General features: G+C 72.5%; 13 protein-coding genes. 1 reads left to right on the forward strand and 12 read right to left on the reverse strand.

Features of this window, described 5'->3' with window-relative positions:
- Positions 1–10: 10 nt before the first annotated feature.
- Entirely contained in the window at positions 11–1183 is a 1173-nt protein-coding gene (glsA, locus tag ACFC1I_RS02320; protein ID WP_376006260.1) for a glutaminase A, read from the forward strand.
- Between the two features lie 47 nt (positions 1184–1230).
- On the opposite strand, the gene ACFC1I_RS02325 is transcribed toward glsA, so the two are convergent.
- The 12 genes from ACFC1I_RS02325 to ACFC1I_RS02380 form a co-directional block, all read right to left on the reverse strand.
- Complete coding sequence (locus ACFC1I_RS02325) at positions 1231–2601, reverse strand: RsmB/NOP family class I SAM-dependent RNA methyltransferase (protein ID WP_376006261.1); 1371 nt, start codon at positions 2599–2601, stop codon at positions 1231–1233.
- Positions 2598–3521, reverse strand: a complete 924-nt coding sequence (fmt, locus tag ACFC1I_RS02330; protein WP_376006262.1) for a methionyl-tRNA formyltransferase — start codon at positions 3519–3521, stop codon at positions 2598–2600. Before fmt ends, ACFC1I_RS02325 begins: the two co-directional genes overlap by 4 nt.
- 22 nt (positions 3522–3543) lie before the next feature.
- Positions 3544–5565, reverse strand: a complete 2022-nt coding sequence (locus ACFC1I_RS02335) for a primosomal protein N' (RefSeq protein WP_376006263.1) — start codon at positions 5563–5565, stop codon at positions 3544–3546.
- A 10-nt stretch (positions 5566–5575) separates the two neighbouring features.
- A complete protein-coding gene (metK, locus tag ACFC1I_RS02340) occupies positions 5576–6769 on the reverse strand; it encodes a methionine adenosyltransferase (protein ID WP_376006264.1) in 1194 nt (397 codons plus the stop codon).
- A 116-nt stretch (positions 6770–6885) separates the two neighbouring features.
- On the reverse strand, positions 6886–7140 hold the full coding sequence (gene rpoZ / locus ACFC1I_RS02345) for a DNA-directed RNA polymerase subunit omega (protein ID WP_018170775.1): 255 nt from the start codon (positions 7138–7140) through the stop codon (positions 6886–6888).
- A gap of 91 nt (positions 7141–7231) precedes the next feature.
- Positions 7232–8131, reverse strand: coding sequence for a guanylate kinase (gene gmk / locus ACFC1I_RS02350; protein WP_376006265.1), 900 nt, complete (start codon positions 8129–8131; stop codon positions 7232–7234).
- Position 8132: 1 nt separating this feature from the next.
- On the reverse strand, positions 8133–8966 hold the full coding sequence (gene pyrF, locus ACFC1I_RS02355) for an orotidine-5'-phosphate decarboxylase (protein ID WP_376006266.1): 834 nt from the start codon (positions 8964–8966) through the stop codon (positions 8133–8135).
- The gene (carB, locus tag ACFC1I_RS02360) at positions 8963–12247 is read right to left on the reverse strand and encodes a carbamoyl-phosphate synthase large subunit (protein WP_376006267.1); all 3285 of its coding nucleotides are present in this window, start codon (positions 12245–12247) and stop codon (positions 8963–8965) included. Before carB ends, pyrF begins: the two co-directional genes overlap by 4 nt.
- Entirely contained in the window at positions 12247–13404 is a 1158-nt protein-coding gene (gene carA / locus ACFC1I_RS02365; protein ID WP_376006268.1) for a glutamine-hydrolyzing carbamoyl-phosphate synthase small subunit, read from the reverse strand. The genes carB and carA overlap by 1 nt, the downstream gene beginning before the upstream one ends.
- Positions 13401–13910 (reverse strand): hypothetical protein, encoded by a 510-nt coding sequence (locus ACFC1I_RS02370; RefSeq protein WP_376006269.1) that lies wholly within the window; start codon positions 13908–13910, stop codon positions 13401–13403. Before ACFC1I_RS02370 ends, carA begins: the two co-directional genes overlap by 4 nt.
- Entirely contained in the window at positions 13907–15217 is a 1311-nt protein-coding gene (locus ACFC1I_RS02375; RefSeq protein WP_376006270.1) for a dihydroorotase, read from the reverse strand. The genes ACFC1I_RS02370 and ACFC1I_RS02375 overlap by 4 nt, the downstream gene beginning before the upstream one ends.
- On the reverse strand, positions 15214–16221 hold the full coding sequence (locus ACFC1I_RS02380) for an aspartate carbamoyltransferase catalytic subunit (protein ID WP_376006271.1): 1008 nt from the start codon (positions 16219–16221) through the stop codon (positions 15214–15216). The genes ACFC1I_RS02375 and ACFC1I_RS02380 overlap by 4 nt, the downstream gene beginning before the upstream one ends.
- Positions 16222–16227: the final 6 nt, after the last annotated feature.

Raw genomic sequence — 16227 nt, forward strand, 5'->3', positions numbered from 1 at the left:
TGGTCGAGCCGTGGATCCGATCACGGCGCTCCTGCACGACGTCCTCGAAGACATCCGACCCCATGACCGCGGCGCCCCGGCGGGCTACATCCCCGAGCTCGCCGCCGCTGATCCCGACCGGCTCGCTCTCGCCGTCGTGGGCCCGCGCGGGCGTGTGCGCGCCGTGGGCGACGTCACGCACGAGTTCACGATCCAGTCGATCTCGAAGCCGTTCGTGCTCGCGCTCGCGCTCGCGGACCGCGGGCGCGACGAGGTCCTGCGCAAGGTCGGCGTCGAGCCCAGCGGCGAGCCGTTCAACGCGATCAGCCTGGAACCCGGCACCGGCCGGCCGGCGAACCCCATGGTCAATGCCGGCGCGATAGCGACCTCCGCCCTCATCCCCGGCGACGGCGTCGACGACCGGATGACGCGGATCGCCGAGGGACTCTCGGCCTTTGCCGGACGGTCGCTGTGGGTCGACGAGCAGGTCTACGCCTCGGAGTCGGCGACGGGCGATCGCAACCGCGCGCTCGCGCACCTGCTGCGCTCGCACGGGATCATCGACGGGTCCGTCGAGATCGCCGTCGAGACGTACTTCCGGCAGTGCTCGCTGCTCGTCACGGTGCGCGACCTCGCCGTGATGTCGGCGACCCTCGCCTTCGGCGGGCTCAACCCCGTCACCGGCGAGCGGGTCGTCGCCGAGGCGGTGGCGCGCGACGTGCTGTCGATCATGGCCAGCTGCGGCATGTACGACTACTCCGGCGAGTGGCTGCTGCGCGTGGGCCTGCCCGCCAAGAGCGGCGTCAGCGGCGGGCTCCTCGCCGTCGCGCCGTCGCAGTTCGGCGTGGCCGCGTTCAGTCCCCGCCTCGACGAGCACGGCAACTCGGTGCGGGCGATCGCGCTCCTCGAGACGCTCGGCGAGCGTTTCGGCATGCACCTGCTCGAGTCGCACGAGAGCGTCGCGGTGCCCGCCTTCACCGTGGAGGACACCGACCAGGGACGCGTGCTGCGACTGGCGGGCGAACTGGGCCTCGCGGGCACCGAAAGGGTGGTCGCCGTGCTGCGCGAGCTCGCCGAGTCGCTGCCCGACGGCACCGAGGTGATCGTCGACGCCAGCGACCTCGCCCGCGCGCACAGCGCGGCACTCGTCGCGCTGCGCGTCGAGTTCGAGCAGATGCCGCACGGAATCCGTCTGCGGGAGTGACGCGGAGCTGTCGGCCAGCTGCTGGGCCCCGCCGCCCGCGGGACGGCTCAGACGCGCCGCAGCAGCGAGATCGACATCGCGTCGGTGTTGTGCCGGTGCGGCCACAGCTGGGCGCGGCCGCTGCCGTCCGCCTGGGGCGGGAGGCCCGGGTCGGCATCCGACAGTGACGTGATCACGTCGCGGGCCGAGATCTCCTCCAGCGCCGCCCCCCACTCGCGGCGGATGTCGGCGACGACGCCCGACGTCTCGGCGAGGTGCGGCGAGCACGTCACGTAGGCGACCACGCCGCCGGGCTTCAGAGCGCCCACCGCCTCGGTGAGCAGCTCGCGCTGCAGCTCCGTGAGGGCCGGCACGTCGCTCGGCGCCTTGCGCCACCGTGCCTCGGGACGGCGGCGCAGGGCGCCCAGGCCGGTGCAGGGGGCGTCGACCAGGATGCGGTCGTACGTCTCGGGAGCCTCCTGCGCGCGGACGCGGCCGTCCTCTTCCGACACCGGCACCTCGACCGGCACGCCGGCCAGCGCCTGACGTACGAGCCCGGCGCGCGCGGGCGAGATCTCGTTGGCCTCGAGCGTCGCGCCGCCTACCCGGGCCTCGGCGGCGAGCACCGCCGTCTTCCCACCGGGGCCCGCGCACAGGTCGAGCCACCGCTCCCCCTCCGCGATGGGCAGGGCACGCGTGAGGGCGAGGGCGGCGAGCTGCGAGCCCTCGTCCTGCACGCGGATGCGGCCGCGCGAGGTGCGCACCAGCGAGTCGGGGTCGCCGCCGCCCAGGCGGAAGCCGATCGGTGAGAACGGGGTGCGCCGCGCCTCGTCGGGGACGCCGGCGAGATCGGGAAGCGCCGCCATCGTGACCCGCGGCGACGCGTTGTCGGCGGTGAGGAGCGCCTCGAGCTCTTCGGCGCGGCCTTCCGCCGCGAGGGCGCGCCGGAAGGCGCGCACGACCCAGACAGGGTGCGAGAACAGCAGGCCCAGCTGCTCGTCGTCGGAGCGGGCGCTCGCGGCGACGTGGGTCATCCAGTCTCCTGGAGTGTCACGCGAGACGCGGCGCAGCACGGCGTTCGCGAAGCCCGCGGCCCCGCGTCCGCCCGCGCCGCGGGCGAGCTCGACGGACTCGTTCACGGCCGCGTGGGAGGCCACGCGCGTCGACAGGAGCTGGTGCACGCCGAGCCGCAGCGCGTCGAGCACCGCCGGATCGATGTCGGCGACGGGGCGGTCTGCGGCGATCGAGATCACCGCGTCGTACGTGCCCTGTCGCCGGAGCGTGCCGTAGGTGAGCTCGGTCGCGAGCGCGGCGTCGGCCGTCGACAGCCCGGCCCGGGAGATCGCCGTCGGCAGCAGCAGGTTGGCGTAGGCGTCGGACTCGTGGACGGCGCGCAGCGTGTCGTAGGCGACGCGGCGCGCCGCGACCGTGCGGCTCATGATCCCGCCACCGGGGTCGCCTCGCGCAGCCCTCGCCACCAGTCCGCGGCGCGCATCGCGCCCTTGCCGGCGGGCTGCACCGTCTCGAGCACGATCGCCGCTGAAGCGGTGCCCGCGATGACCTGCTTGCCGTGCAGCGCGAGTGCGCCCGGCGCGAGCGCCGGCGCGTCGGGCGGCGCGGATGCGACGGCGAGCACCTTCAACCGGGCGCCGTCGATCGTGGTGTGCGCACCGGGCTCGGGCGTGACGCCGCGGATGCGGCCGAGCACGGCGCCTGCCGGCTCGTCCCACCGGATACGGCCGTCGTCGTCGCCGAGCTTCGACGCGTACGTCGTCTGGCCCAGCTGTGCCCGTGCGACGGCGGTGCCGCCGGCGATCGCGTCGACCACGTCGGCGAGGAGTCCCGCCCCGTCGTCGGCGAGCGACGCGAGGAGGTCGCCTGCGGTGGCGTCCGCGGGGACGTCGACCGCGAGCTCGCCGAACACATCGCCCGCGTCGAGTTCGGGGACGAGCTGGAACACGCTGGCGCCGGTGCGCGCGTCACCGGCGATGAGCGCGTGCTGCACCGGCGCGGCGCCGCGCCAGCGCGGCAGCAGCGAGAAGTGCAGGTTGATCCAGCCGTGCGCCGGGGTCGACAGCAGCGGTTCGCGCACGAGTCCCCCGTAGGCCACGATCACTCCGAGGTCCGGCTGGAGCGCCGCGATCTCGGCGGTGACGGCGGCATCGAGCCGGTCGGCGCGGATCACGGGCAGCCCGAGCTCCTCGGCGGCGACGGCGACCGGCGACGGCGTCAGCACGCGCTTGCGCCCGAGCGGGGCATCCTGGCGGGTGACGACCGCGGCGATGTCGTGAGCGGATGCCGCGAGCCGGCGCAGCGACGGCACAGCCGGTGCGGGTGTGCCGGCGAAGACGAGACGCATGACGTTCCTGATCTTTCGAGGGTCAGAGGTCGAGATCGGGCACGTCGACCCGAACCTTCAGTGTATGGGCGACCCCGGGCGCGCGACCCTTCGCGGGGCGGCGTCCCTTCATCGCGTGGGCCACCACCGACGCGCGCAGGCTCTCCGTCACGCGGGCGCCGAGGCCGTACTCGAACCGCACCAGCGCGCGCACCGACTCGTCGTGCGCGATCGGACCGAGCACGGCCTCCGCGTCGAGCTCGGGCACGGCGGCGCGCAGGTCGGCGATCGCGGTGTCGACCGCCCTGCGGGGGCCGTCGACGGAGGCGACGCGGACGGTCGGGGGCATGCGCAGCGGGGCGCGGTCCCCGAGCTCTGCCCGGGCATACCCGGCCTGGGTCCAGGTGGCGAGGGCACGGGCCACCTCTCCGCCCACGCCGACGAGGTGCACGGGGGCGCCCGGCGCCGCCAGTGCCGCCGCATTCGACCACCACCGCAGGCACGATTCGCCGATGCGCAGGTCGTCGGCCATCAGCATCCGATCCCCGTCCAGCAGGATCACCGCGCGGTACCCGCCGGCCGCGAGCGGCTCGGCGCCGCGCGTCGCGACCACGAGCGCCGGGCGCGCGTCCACCTCGGCGACGGGGTGGTCGCCGTCCGCGATGATCACGCGCGTGTTCGGGAACGCGCGGCCGAGCTCGTCGGCGGTGCGCTCGCTGCCCGACGACGCCATGCGCAGCAGGGTCGACCGGCACTCGGGGCACGCCCACGCGTGTGCGGCACGGCCGCACCACGTGCACGTCGGGACGGCTCCCTGCCGGGCGGCATGGAGCGGACCACCGCAGTGCGCGCAGCGCGCGGGATGGCGGCATTTCGCGCACACCAGCACAGGCGCGTAGCCGGGGCGCGCGACCTGGACGAGCACCGGGCCCTCGGTGAGCGCATCTCGTGCGGCGGCGAACGCCGACGACGGCACCCTGGCGGCGCGGGACTCCCCCTCGCGGTTGGCGCTCAGCACGACGCGCGGGCTCACGCGCCGTGCGGCGGGAAGGTCGCGCACCCAGCCCACGGCGACGAGCCGCTCGACGTCGGTGGTGCGGGTGTGCCCCGCGAACACGAGGGCTCCGCCGTGCAGCTCCTGCCGCAGCAGCGCGGCGTCGCGGGCGTGCACGCCGGGGCTGAGGGGTTCGCCCAGCAGCGGGTCCCCGTCGTCCCACAGCGCCACCAGGCCGAGCTCGGACACCGGTGCATAGACGGTGGAGCGGTTGCCGATCACGACGCACGGCGCGTCGGCGAGGGTGCGCAGGAACGCGCCGTACCTCGTCGGGCCGCTCTGCTTCGCGTCGTCGCGGACGAGCGCGTCGGCCGGGATGCGGGCGGCCAGCGCCGCTTCGAGTTGTGCGCGGTCGCGGTGATCTGGGACGGCGATCACGGCGCTGCGCCCCGCTGCCAGTGTGTGGGTCGCCGCCGCGGCGAGCAGGATCGCCCACGAGCCGACGACCGTGCCGTCCTCGAGGGCGGCGGGCACCGGCGGCGCGTCGAGCGCAAGGCGCTCGCCCTCGTCGAGGGCGTCGGCGAGCCCGGGGTAGACGGCGAGGACGCCCTCCGCCCACGCGCGATCCGCGTCATCGACCAGCGGGTGCGCCGGGGGGTCGGCCGCGAGCCACGCCTTCTCGGCGCGGACCATGCGCTTCGGGATCGCGAGACGCAGGATGTCGCCCGCGGAGCCGGCCGCACGGTCGGCGGCACGACGCGCCAGCGCGTACAGCCCGGGTGTCAGCACCGGCACCGGCGAGACGACGGCCTCGAGCTGCGAGAGCGGGCGGTCCGAGGCATCCTGCTCCCCCACTTCGACGAGGAGCGCGTCGACCACACGCCCGGCGCTGCGCAGCGGCACGCGCACGCGCACCCCCGGCACGGCGTCCGCGGCCAGCTCGTCGGGGATCTCGTAGTCGAACAGACGGTCGAGCTGCGGCAGCGGCGAGTCGATCAGCACCCGCGCGACGCGGCGCGGTCGCCGCGGCCGATCGCCGGCGTCGGGTTCGTCGTCGTGCACCGCGGTCACGCGGCCGGGGTCAGAGCCCGGCGGCGGCGCGCAGCGCGTCCGCGCGGTCCGTGCGCTCCCAGGTGAAGTCGGGCAGCTCGCGGCCGAAGTGTCCGTACGCGGCGGTCTGCGCGTAGATCGGCCGCAGCAGGTCGAGCTGGTCGATGATCGCCTTCGGGCGCAGGTCGAAGACCTCGAGGATCGCGTTCGTGATGACGTCGTCGGCCACGCGGCCGGTGCCGAACGTCTCGACGTAGAGTCCGACGGGCTTCGCCTTGCCGATCGCGTAGGCGACCTGGACCTCGAGGCGGTCCGCGAGTCCCGCGGCGACCGCATTCTTCGCCACCCAGCGCATCGCGTACGCGGCCGAGCGGTCGACCTTCGACGGGTCCTTGCCGCTGAACGCGCCGCCGCCGTGCCGCGAGGCGCCGCCGTACGTGTCGATGATGATCTTGCGGCCGGTGAGGCCCGCGTCGCCCTTCGGGCCGCCGATGACGAACGGGCCGGCCGGGTTGATGTAGAAGTTCACGTCGGGCAGCGCGAGGCCGGTCGCCTCGAGCACCGGGTCGATGACCTCGGCGCGGACGGCCGCACGCAGCGCCTTCTGCGAGATGTCGGGGTGGTGCTGCGTCGACAGCACGACGGACTCGACGGTCTTCGGGGTGTGCCCGTCGTAGCCGAGGGTGACCTGTGTCTTGCCGTCGGGGCGCAGGAACGGCAGCTCGCCCGAGCGACGCACCTCGGCGAGGCGCTCGGCCATGCGGTGCGCGGTCCACGCGGCCATCGGCATGAGCTGCGGCGTCTCTGTCGTCGCGTAGCCGAACATGATGCCCTGGTCGCCCGCGCCCTGCAGGTCGTGCGGGTCCTCGGAGCCGTCCTCGCGGCGCTCGAACGCCTTGTCGACGCCGGCCGCGATGTCGGAGGACTGCGCGCCGATCGACACGCTCACGCCGCACGAGTCGCCGTCGAAGCCGGTGTCGCTCGACGTGTAGCCGATCCGGTTGACGACGCCCCGGACGATCGCCGGGATCTCGACGTACGCCGAGGTCGACACCTCGCCGGCGACGTGGACGAGCCCGGTGGTGACGAGCGTCTCGACCGCGACGCGCCCGTCGGGGTCGGCGTCCAGGATCGCGTCGAGGATGGAGTCCGAGATCTGGTCGCAGATCTTGTCGGGGTGGCCCTCGGTGACGGATTCGGACGTGAACAGACGCAGGTCGGTCATCGGTACTCCAGTTGTCGTGGCTCCGGTCGGGATGGTGCCCGGCGCCGAGGGGCGGACACCAGTATGCCCCCGAGGACGGACACGGCCGTCTTCGGGGGCATCGAGGTGTAACGGAATTACTCCGCGCGGCGCAGGCGCAGCTTGTCCTCGTGGATCTCGTGCATCGCGATGGTGAGCGGCTTGTCCTCGACGGTCGAGTCGACGAGCGGGCCCACGTTGTCGAACAGATTGCCCTCGTGGAGGTCCGAGTAGTAGTCGTTGATCTGGCGCGCACGCTTGGACGCGAAGATCACGAGCTGGTACTTCGAATCGACCTTCTCGAGCAGGCTGTCGATGGGGGGCTCGATGATGCCCTGGTTCGTTCCGGCCATGGCGAAACCTCCTGGATCGGATGAAAGGAATGGGAGTCTGAGGAGCCTCGGGGTGCCGAGGCATCCCCTCATTCTACGTGACGGGAGCGGATCAGCGCGCGAGGCGGGCGACCTCGTCGGCCGCGTGGGCCACGTCGTCGTTCACGACGCGGTAGTCGAACTCGCCCTGCGAGGCCAACTCGGTCTTCGCGGTGCGCAGGCGCCGCGCACGCTCGGCGGCGTCCTCGGTGCCGCGCCCGACCAGGCGCTGCACGAGTTCATCCCAGCTGGGAGGCAGCAGGAACACGAGCGTCGCCGACGGATCGGCCTCGCGCACCTGGCGCGCGCCCTGCAGGTCGATCTCGAGGAGGACGGTGCGTCCCTCGGCGAGGGCCTTCTCGATCGGGCCGCGCGGCGTCCCGTAGCGGTAGGCGTTGTGCACGGTCGCGTGCTCGAGCAGCTCGCCCGCGGCGATCATGCGGTCGAACTCGGCGTCGTCGACGAAGAAGTAGTGCTCGCCGTCGACTTCGCCCGGACGCGGCGCGCGCGTCGTCGCCGACACCGACAGCAGGATCTCGGGGTGGTGGTCCTTGATGTGCGCGGCCACCGTGCCCTTGCCCACCGCGGTCGGGCCCGCGAGCACGACCAGGCGGCTCCGGCCCGCGCGGGGCTCGGCCTCGGGCCAGCGGGTGTCGAGGAAGTGGCGCAGGTCCTCGCGCTGGCGCGAGCCGAGGCCGCCCAGGCGCTTGACCGGCGAGATCTCGAGGTCCTGCAGGATGCGGTCGCGCTTGCCCTCGCCGATCGCGGGGATCGCGGTGAGGAACTCGGGCACGCGCATCGCGCCGGCGGGCGACGTGGGCTCTGCGAGGGCGCGCCGCAGCAGTTCCTGCGGAGTGATCACCCGCATCGCGACGTCCTTCTTCAGGGCGGCGCGTTCGCGGCGGGCGGCGACGGCACGGCGCGAGGCGGCGACGCGGTCGACCTCGGGGGGTCGGGTCTGGGATTCGGGCATGTCAATCACCACGGTAGAGAAGGGCGCGCTCAGAGATGCGCGCGGCGAGCCGGTCGGGTCCGGCAGCCAGGATGCTGCGGCTCTCAGACGCTACCACCGCTTCCCGCAGGACGCCGAAGCGCTCACCGAGATGACGCGGTTCCGCACCCTGGTGGCCGAACCCCGGGCCGAGGATCGGCGCCACCGGGGCGAACGTCCGGAGCCCGGCTTCCGTCCAGTCCACGGTGCCGCCGATGACGAAGCCGAGGCTCCCCCACTCGCCGTCGGGGGTCGTGCGGGCGTTTCGCTCGGAGACCTCGCGGACGATGCCGGCCGACACCGTGTCGCCGTCGGCGTGCCGCGCACGCTGCAATCCGAGCGCCTCGGGGTTGCTGGTCGCGGCGAGCACGAACACGCCCTTGGCGTGGCGCACAGCGAGGTCGAACGTGCCGTCGAGCGCACCGACCCCGAGGAACGGGCTCACCGTGAGCGCGTCGGCCTCGAGCGGCGAGCCCGGGGTGAGCCATGCCTGGGCGTACGCGTCCATCGTGGTGCCTATGTCGCCGCGCTTGGCGTCCGCGATCACGAGGAGGCCGGCGTCGCGCGCCGCGCCGAGCACGTCCTCGAGGGCGGCGAAGCCCGCCGAGCCGTAGACCTCGAAGAACGAGACCTGCGGCTTGACGACGGCGACGCGCCCCGCGGCGGCCTCGACCGCGCGCAGGCCGAACTCGCGCACACCGGCGGCCGAGGCATCCAATCCCCACTCCGCCAGCAGGTGGGCGTGCGGATCGATGCCGACGCACAGCTGCCCGTGCGTCGCCATGCCCGCGCGGAGGCGCTCACCGAATGAGGTCATGCGCCCGCCCGGTCGGCCGCGTACTCCTGCAGGCTCTTGACCTTGAAGCCCTCGCGCAGCACCGGCAGCGCGCTCACCGCGGCGCCGAGCACGGCCATCGTGGTGAACAGCGCCTTGTCGCCGGCGACGGCCGCCGCGCGGATCTCGTAGCCGTCGGCGCGGGTGGCACCGCCGGACGGCGTGTTCACGACGATGTCGATGTCTCCCGCATTGATGAGGTCGACGATGTTCGTGCCGCCCGACTCCTGGGTCTCGGAGTACTTCTCGACCACGCGCACGTCGATGCCGTTGCGGGCGAGGATCTCGGCGGTGCCCTCGGTGGCGACGAGGTCGAAGCCGAGCTCCTGCAGACGGTGCGCGGGCAGGATCACAGCGCGCTTGTCGCTGTCGGCGACCGAGATGAACACGGTGCCCGACTGCGGCATGCCGCCGTACGCGGCCTCCTGCGACTTCGCGAACGCGGTCGGGAAATCGCGGTCGATGCCCATGACCTCGCCCGTCGAGCGCATCTCGGGACCGAGCACCGAGTCGACGGTCTGACCGTCGGCGGTGCGGAACCGCTTGAACGGCAGCACGGCCTCCTTGACGGCGACCGGGGCGTCCAGCGGCACGCGCGAGCCGTCCTGCGCGGGCAGCAGGCCCTCGGCCTTCAGCTCGGCGATCGTGGCGCCTGCCATGATGCGCGACGCGGCCTTGGCGAGCGGGATGCCCAGCGCCTTCGACACGAACGGCACGGTGCGGCTCGCGCGCGGGTTCGCCTCGATGACGTAGAGGACGCCCGCCGAGATCGCGAACTGCACGTTGAGGAGCCCGCGCACGCCCACGCCCTGGGCGATGGCGTGCGTCGCCTCGCGGACGCGGTCGATGTCGGTGCGGCCGAGGCTCACCGGCGGCAGCGTGCACGACGAGTCGCCGGAGTGGATGCCGGCCTCCTCGAGGTGCTCCATGACGCCGCCGATGTACAGCTCGTCGCCGTCGTACAGCGCGTCCACGTCGAGCTCGATCGCGTCGTCGAGGAAGCGGTCGACCAGCAGCGGCAGGCCCGGGCCGATGATCGCCTCGCCGGCGACCCGCACGAAGTAGTCGCGCAGCGCCTCGGTCGAGTAGACGATCTCCATGCCGCGGCCGCCGAGCACGAAGCTCGGGCGCACCAGCACGGGATAGCCGATCTCCTCCGCGACGACGACGGCGCCCTCGACGTCGATCGCCGTGCCGTTGCGCGGTGCGACGAGTCCGGCGTCGTCGAGCAGGCGCGAGAAGAGCTCGCGCTCCTCGGCGAGGTCGATCGCCGCGGGCTTGGTGCCGAGGATCGTGTAACCGGCCTCTTCGATGCCCTTCGCGAGCCCGAGGGGCGTCTGGCCGCCGAGCTGGCAGATGACGCCGAGGATGGTCCCCGACTGCGCCTCGGCGTGCAGCACCTCGAGGACGTCCTCGAGCGTCAGCGGTTCGAAGTACAGGCGGTCGGACGTGTCGTAGTCGGTCGAGACCGTCTCGGGGTTGCAGTTGACCATGACCGTCTCGTAGCCCGCGTCCGACAGGGCGAACGACGCGTGCACGCACGAGTAGTCGAACTCGACGCCCTGCCCGATGCGGTTCGGGCCCGAGCCGATGATCACGACCTTGGTGCGCTCCGACGGCGTCACCTCGGTCTCGAAGTCGTAGCTCGAGTAGTGGTAGGGCGTGAGCGCCGGGAACTCCCCCGCGCACGTGTCGACGGTCTTGTAGACCGGGCGGATGCCGAGACCGTGACGGATGCCGCGCACCTGCGTCTCGCTGTCACCGCGCAGCTGCGCGACCTGGGCGTCGCTGAAGCCGTGCTCCTTCGCGACACGGAGGGTCGCAGCATCCAGCTCGCCCGCCTTCGCCACGAAGTCGGCGACCTCGTTGATGAGGACGATCTGGTCGAGGAACCACGGATCGATCTTGGTGGCCTCGAACGCCTGCTCGACCGTCGCGCCCTTGCGCAGCGCCTGCTGCAGCACCACGATGCGGCCGTCGGTCGGGGTCTTCGCGACCTCGAGGAGCTCGTCCACCGAGCGGGGCTCGTCGCCCCAGTGGAAGCTCGAGCCGCGCTTCTCGAGCGAGCGCAGCGCCTTCTGCAGCGCCGTCGCGTAGTTGCGGCCGATCGCCATCGCCTCGCCCACCGACTTCATGGTGGTGGTGAGGGTGGTGTCGGCGGCCGGGAACTTCTCGAAGTTGAAGCGCGGCACCTTCACGACGACGTAGTCCAGCGTCGGCTCGAAGCTCGCCGGCGTCACCTTCGTGATGTCGTTCGGGATCTCGTCGAGCCGGTAGCCGATCGCGAGCTTCGCGGCGATCTTCGCGATCGGGAAGCCGGTGGCCTTCGACGCGAGGGCAGACGAGCGCGACACGCGGGGGTTCATCTCGATGACGATGATGCGGCCGTTGGTCGGGTCCACTGCGAACTGGATGTTGCAGCCGCCGGTGTCGACGCCGACCGCGCGGATGATGTCGATGCCGATGTCGCGCAGCTTCTGGTACTCGCGGTCGGTGAGCGTGAGCGCCGGCGCGACAGTGATCGAGTCGCCCGTGTGGACGCCCACCGGGTCGACGTTCTCGATGGAGCAGACGACGACCGTGTTGTCGGCGGTGTCGCGCATGAGCTCGAGCTCGTACTCCTTCCACCCGAGGATCGACTCCTCGAGCAGCACCTCGTTCGTCGGCGAGTCGTGCAGGCCCGCGCCGCCGATGCGGCGGAGGTCCTCCTCGTCGTACGCGAAGCCCGAGCCCAGGCCGCCCATCGTGAAGGACGGGCGCACGACCAGCGGGTAGCCGAGCTTCTCGGCGCCGGCGAGCAGCTCGTCCATGGTGTGGCAGATGACGGATGCTGCGACATCGGCGCCCGCGTCGAGCACGAGCTGCTTGAAGATCTGGCGGTCCTCGCCCTTGTTGATCGCCTCGAAGTCCGCGCCGATGAGCTCGACGTCGTACTTCTCGAGGATGCCGTTCTTGTGCAGGTCGATCGCCGCGTTGAGCGCGGTCTGGCCGCCGAGCGTCGGCAGGATCGCGTCGGGCTTCTCCTTCGCGATGATCGTCTCGATCACGCGCCAGTTGATGGGCTCGATGTACGTCGCATCGGCGAAGTCGGGGTCGGTCATGATCGTCGCCGGGTTGGAGTTCACGAGGATGACGCGCACGCCCTCCTCGCGGAGCACGCGGCAGGCCTGCGTGCCCGAGTAGTCGAACTCGCACGCCTGGCCGATGACGATCGGGCCGGATCCGATGACGAGGACGGAGTTGATGTCGTCGCGCTTGGGCATTACTTCGCGGCCTTCTTCTCGAGGTTCGCGACGACGAGGTCGCGGAAGCGGTCGAACAGGTAGTTGGCGTCGTGGGGTCCGGCGGCGGCCTCGGGGTGGTACTGCACCGAGAACGCGGGGATGTCGAGGGCGCGCAGGCCCTCGACCACCTGGTCGTTGAGGCCGACGTGGCTGACCTCGACCTTGCCGTAGCCGTTCGGGCTGTCGAACGAGCCCTCGACGGGCGCCTCGACGGCGAAGCCGTGGTTGTGGGCGGTGATCTCGACGCGGCCGGTGGCCTTGTCGAGGACGGGCTGGTTGATGCCGCGATGGCCGAACGGCAGCTTGTAAGTGCCGAGGCCGAGCGCGCGGCCCAGCAGCTGGTTGCCGAAGCAGATGCCGAAGAACGGCAGGCCGTCGTCGAGCACGCCGCGCAGGAGCTCGACGTGGTCGCCCGACGCCGCCGGGTCGCCGGGGCCGTTCGAGTAGAAGACCGCGACCGGGTCGATGGCGCGGATGCCGTCGATCGTGACGTCCTGCGGGAGCACGTGCACCTCGAAGCCGCGTGCGGCGAGGTTGTCGACGGTGGCCTGCTTCACGCCGAGGTCGAGCACGGCGAGGTTGCCGATGCGCTCGCCCTGGGCCGGCGTGATCTCGGCGGCGGCGACGGAGACCTGGGCCGAGAGGTTCTGACCGGCCATCTCGGGCGCCTCGCGCACCAGACGCAGCTGCTCGTCGGGGTCGATGGCTGCGGCCTCACCCGAGAAGATGGCGCCGCGCATGCTGCCGGCCGAGCGGATGTGGCGCGTGACGGCACGGGTGTCGATGCCGCTGATGCCGATGACGCCGTCGTTCACGAGCGCGTCGTCGAGCGACTCGTCGGCGCGCCAGTTCGACACCACGCGGGAGGGGTCGCGCACGATGTAGCCCGACACCCAGATGCGGCGGGACTCGGGGTCCTCGTCGTTCATGCCGGTGTTGCCGATGTGGGGAGCCGTCTGCAGCACGATCTGACCGGCGTACGACGGGTCGGTGAGGGTCTCCTGGTAGCCGGTCATGCCGGTGGAGAAGACCACCTCGCCGATCGTGGTGCCGAGGGCGCCGTAGGCGCGGCCGACGTGGCGGGTGCCGTCCTCGAGCACGAGGACGGCCGGGTCTGTCTGGAAGAGGGAGGTCATGCGTCGGTTCCCGTCTGGGTCGGGGGAAGGATGCCGGCCACGGCGTCCGCGAGAGCGCGGGCCGAGGCATCCTGGGGTCGGAGATAGGAGTCGACGACGGTGCCGTCGTCGAGGCGCCACGCGACGCGCACGAGGCCGTCGGGCTCGACCACGCGGTCGATCGCGACCGTGGCCTGCGCGACGTCCTCGATACGGTCCTTCGCGAGGAACACGCGCGGCTTGCCGGTGAGGTCGAGCGCGAGGCCCGCGTCGGTGACCGTGACGTAGGAGCGCGAGCGGAACGCGAGGCCGCCGATGGCGAGGCGCTCGAGCGGCTCGCCGTGACGCGTGGTCGCGACGTACAGCGTCGGGAACGCCGAAAGGGTCGCCGCTCCGGCGGGGATCTCGCCGACGGGCGCGACCAGCGCCGCGTCGCGCCGCGTTCGTCGCCACCAGGCCCACACCAGCACCGCGAGCAGTGCGATGGTGACCCCGACCATCACTCCGAGGGCGCCCTCGCGGGTCATGCGCGCACCCCCGGCGTGTCGAGGAGCGCACCGTCGGCGACGGTGACCGTGCCCTGGTGCAGGGTCCAGCGCACGTCGCCGGGGAGCTCGCGGCCGAGGTACGGCGAGTTCACGCTGCGCCCGCGCAGGTCGTCGGTCGTGAAGGTGCGGCGCGGCGACGGGTCGTAGAACGCGAGCGAGGCCGGCTGCCCCTCGGTGAGGGGGGTGCCGTGGCCGGCGAGACGCCCGATGCGGGCGGGCTCGCGCGACATGACGCGTGCGACGTCGCCCCACGTGATGAGGCCGGTGTCGACCATCGACTGCTGCACCACGCGCAGCGCGCTCTCGAGCCCGACCATGCCGTTCGCGGCCGCGTGCCACTCGCATGCCTTCACCTCGGCCGGGTGCGGCGCGTGGTCGGTCGCGACGATGTCGATGGTGCCGTCGGCGAGGCCCTCGCGCACGGCGAGCACGTCCTCCTCGCGGCGCAGCGGCGGGTTCACCTTGAAGCGCGCGTCGTAGTCGCGCACGAGCTCGTCGGTGAGGAGCAGGTGGTGCGGCGTCACCTCGGCGGTGACGTTCACGCCGCGGCGCTTGGCCCAGCGGATGATCTCCACCGATCCCGCGGTCGAGAGGTGGCAGACGTGCAGGCGCGAGCCGACGTGCTCCGCGAGGAGCACGTCGCGGGCGATGATCGACTCCTCGGCGACTGCGGGCCAGCCGGCGAGGCCGAGCTCGGCCGACACGGCGCCCTCGTTCATCTGCGCACCCTCGGTGAGGCGCGGGTCCTGCGCGTGCTGGGCGATGACGCCGTCGAACGCCTTCACGTACTCGAGCGCCCGGCGCATGATGAGCGGGTCCCACACGCAGAAGCCGTCGTCGCTGAAGACGCGCACCTGGGCGCGCGAGTCGGCCATCGCGCCGAGCTCGGCGAGCCGCTCGCCCTTCTGCCCGACGGTGACGGCGCCGATCGGCTGCACGGTGACGTAGCCGGCGGCCTCGCCGAGGGCGAGCTCCTGCTCGACGACGCCCGCGGTGTCGGCGACCGGCGACGTGTTGGGCATCGCGAACACGGCGGTGTACCCGCCGGCCGCGGCGGCGCGCGATCCGGTGAGGATCGTCTCGGATGCCTCGTACCCGGGCTCGCGCAGGTGGGTGTGGAGGTCGACCAGGCCGGGCAGCATCACGAGCCCGTCGACGTCGATCTCGGTCGCGCCGGCACGGCTGATCCCGGCCCCGATGGCCGCGATGACGCCGTCCTCGACCAGGACGTCGGCGGCCGCGGACCCTTCGACCAGTGCTCCGCGGAAGAGAAGGGTCTCGCTCATCGGGTGGTCTCCTTCTCTCTGCCGTGCGGGGCGTCCGCCGCCGACGGGTTCTCGGCCGGGATGCGCTCCGCGCCCGCCAACAGCAGGTAGAGCGCGGCCATGCGCACCGAGACGCCGTTGGTCACCTGCTCGAGCACGGTCGAGCGCGGCGAGTCAGCGGCTTCTGCGGAGATCTCCAGGCCCCGGTTCATGGGTCCGGGGTGCATCACAATGCTATCCGCTCCCAGCGCTCCGAGTCGGCGCGCGTCCAGGCCCCAGCGGCGCGAATACTCCCGTTCAGTGGGGAAATACGCCGCGTTCATGCGCTCCAGCTGGATGCGCAGCATCATCAGGGCGTCGGGCCCCGCCGCGATGGCCTCGTCGAGGTCGTACAGCACGGTCACCGGCCAGTTCGTCATGTCCTGGGGCACGAGCGTGGGCGGCGAGACCAGCGTGACGCTCGCGCCCAGGGTGTTCAGCAGCCACACGTTGGAGCGCGCCACGCGCGAGTGCAGCACGTCGCCCACGATGGTGACCTTCACCCCGGCGAGGTCGCGGCCCCGGCTGTCGTCGCCGAAGCGACGCTTGCGGATCGTGAAGGCGTCGAGAAGCGCCTGCGTCGGGTGCTCGTGCGTGCCGTCGCCGGCGTTGACGACGCCGGCGCTGATCCAGCCGCTCGTGGCGAGGGTGCGGGGCGCCCCGGACGCGCCGTGACGGATCACGACGGCATCCGCCCCCATGGCCTGCAGCGTCTGGGCGGTGTCCTGCAGGGACTCGCCCTTCGAGACGCTGGAGCCCTTCGCGGAGAAGTTGATGACGTCGGCGGACAGCCGCTTGGCCGCCGCCTCGAACGAGATGCGCGTGCGCGTGGAGTCCTCGAAGAAGAGGTTCACGACGGTCTTGCCGCGCAGCGTCGGGAGCTTCTTGACCTCGCGCTGCTGCGTGTCGGCCATGTCCTCGGCGACGTCGAGGATGCGCAGCGCGTCCGCGCGGGAGAGCGTCTGGGTGTCGAGCAGGTGTCTCATGAGCGC

The sequence above is a fragment of the Microbacterium sp. NPDC056044 genome (assembly GCF_042267145.1).
GTDB lineage: Bacteria > Actinomycetota > Actinomycetes > Actinomycetales > Microbacteriaceae > Microbacterium.

Excerpts from the sequence above, each read along its gene's own strand:
- ACFC1I_RS02325 (WP_376006261.1), bottom strand. The coding sequence starts at position 2,601 with ATGAGCCGCACGGTCGCGGCGCGCCGCGTCGCCTACGACACGCTGCGC.
- fmt (WP_376006262.1), bottom strand. The coding sequence starts at position 3,521 with ATGCGTCTCGTCTTCGCCGGCACACCCGCACCGGCTGTGCCGTCGCTG.
- metK (WP_376006264.1), bottom strand. The coding sequence starts at position 6,769 with ATGACCGACCTGCGTCTGTTCACGTCCGAATCCGTCACCGAGGGCCAC.
- rpoZ (WP_018170775.1), bottom strand. The coding sequence starts at position 7,140 with ATGGCCGGAACGAACCAGGGCATCATCGAGCCCCCCATCGACAGCCTG.
- gmk (WP_376006265.1), bottom strand. The coding sequence starts at position 8,131 with ATGCCCGAATCCCAGACCCGACCCCCCGAGGTCGACCGCGTCGCCGCC.
- pyrF (WP_376006266.1), bottom strand. The coding sequence starts at position 8,966 with ATGACCTCATTCGGTGAGCGCCTCCGCGCGGGCATGGCGACGCACGGG.
- carB (WP_376006267.1), bottom strand. The coding sequence starts at position 12,247 with ATGCCCAAGCGCGACGACATCAACTCCGTCCTCGTCATCGGATCCGGC.
- carA (WP_376006268.1), bottom strand. The coding sequence starts at position 13,404 with ATGACCTCCCTCTTCCAGACAGACCCGGCCGTCCTCGTGCTCGAGGAC.
- ACFC1I_RS02370 (WP_376006269.1), bottom strand. The coding sequence starts at position 13,910 with ATGACCCGCGAGGGCGCCCTCGGAGTGATGGTCGGGGTCACCATCGCA.
- ACFC1I_RS02375 (WP_376006270.1), bottom strand. The coding sequence starts at position 15,217 with ATGAGCGAGACCCTTCTCTTCCGCGGAGCACTGGTCGAAGGGTCCGCG.
- ACFC1I_RS02380 (WP_376006271.1), bottom strand. The coding sequence starts at position 16,221 with ATGAGACACCTGCTCGACACCCAGACGCTCTCCCGCGCGGACGCGCTG.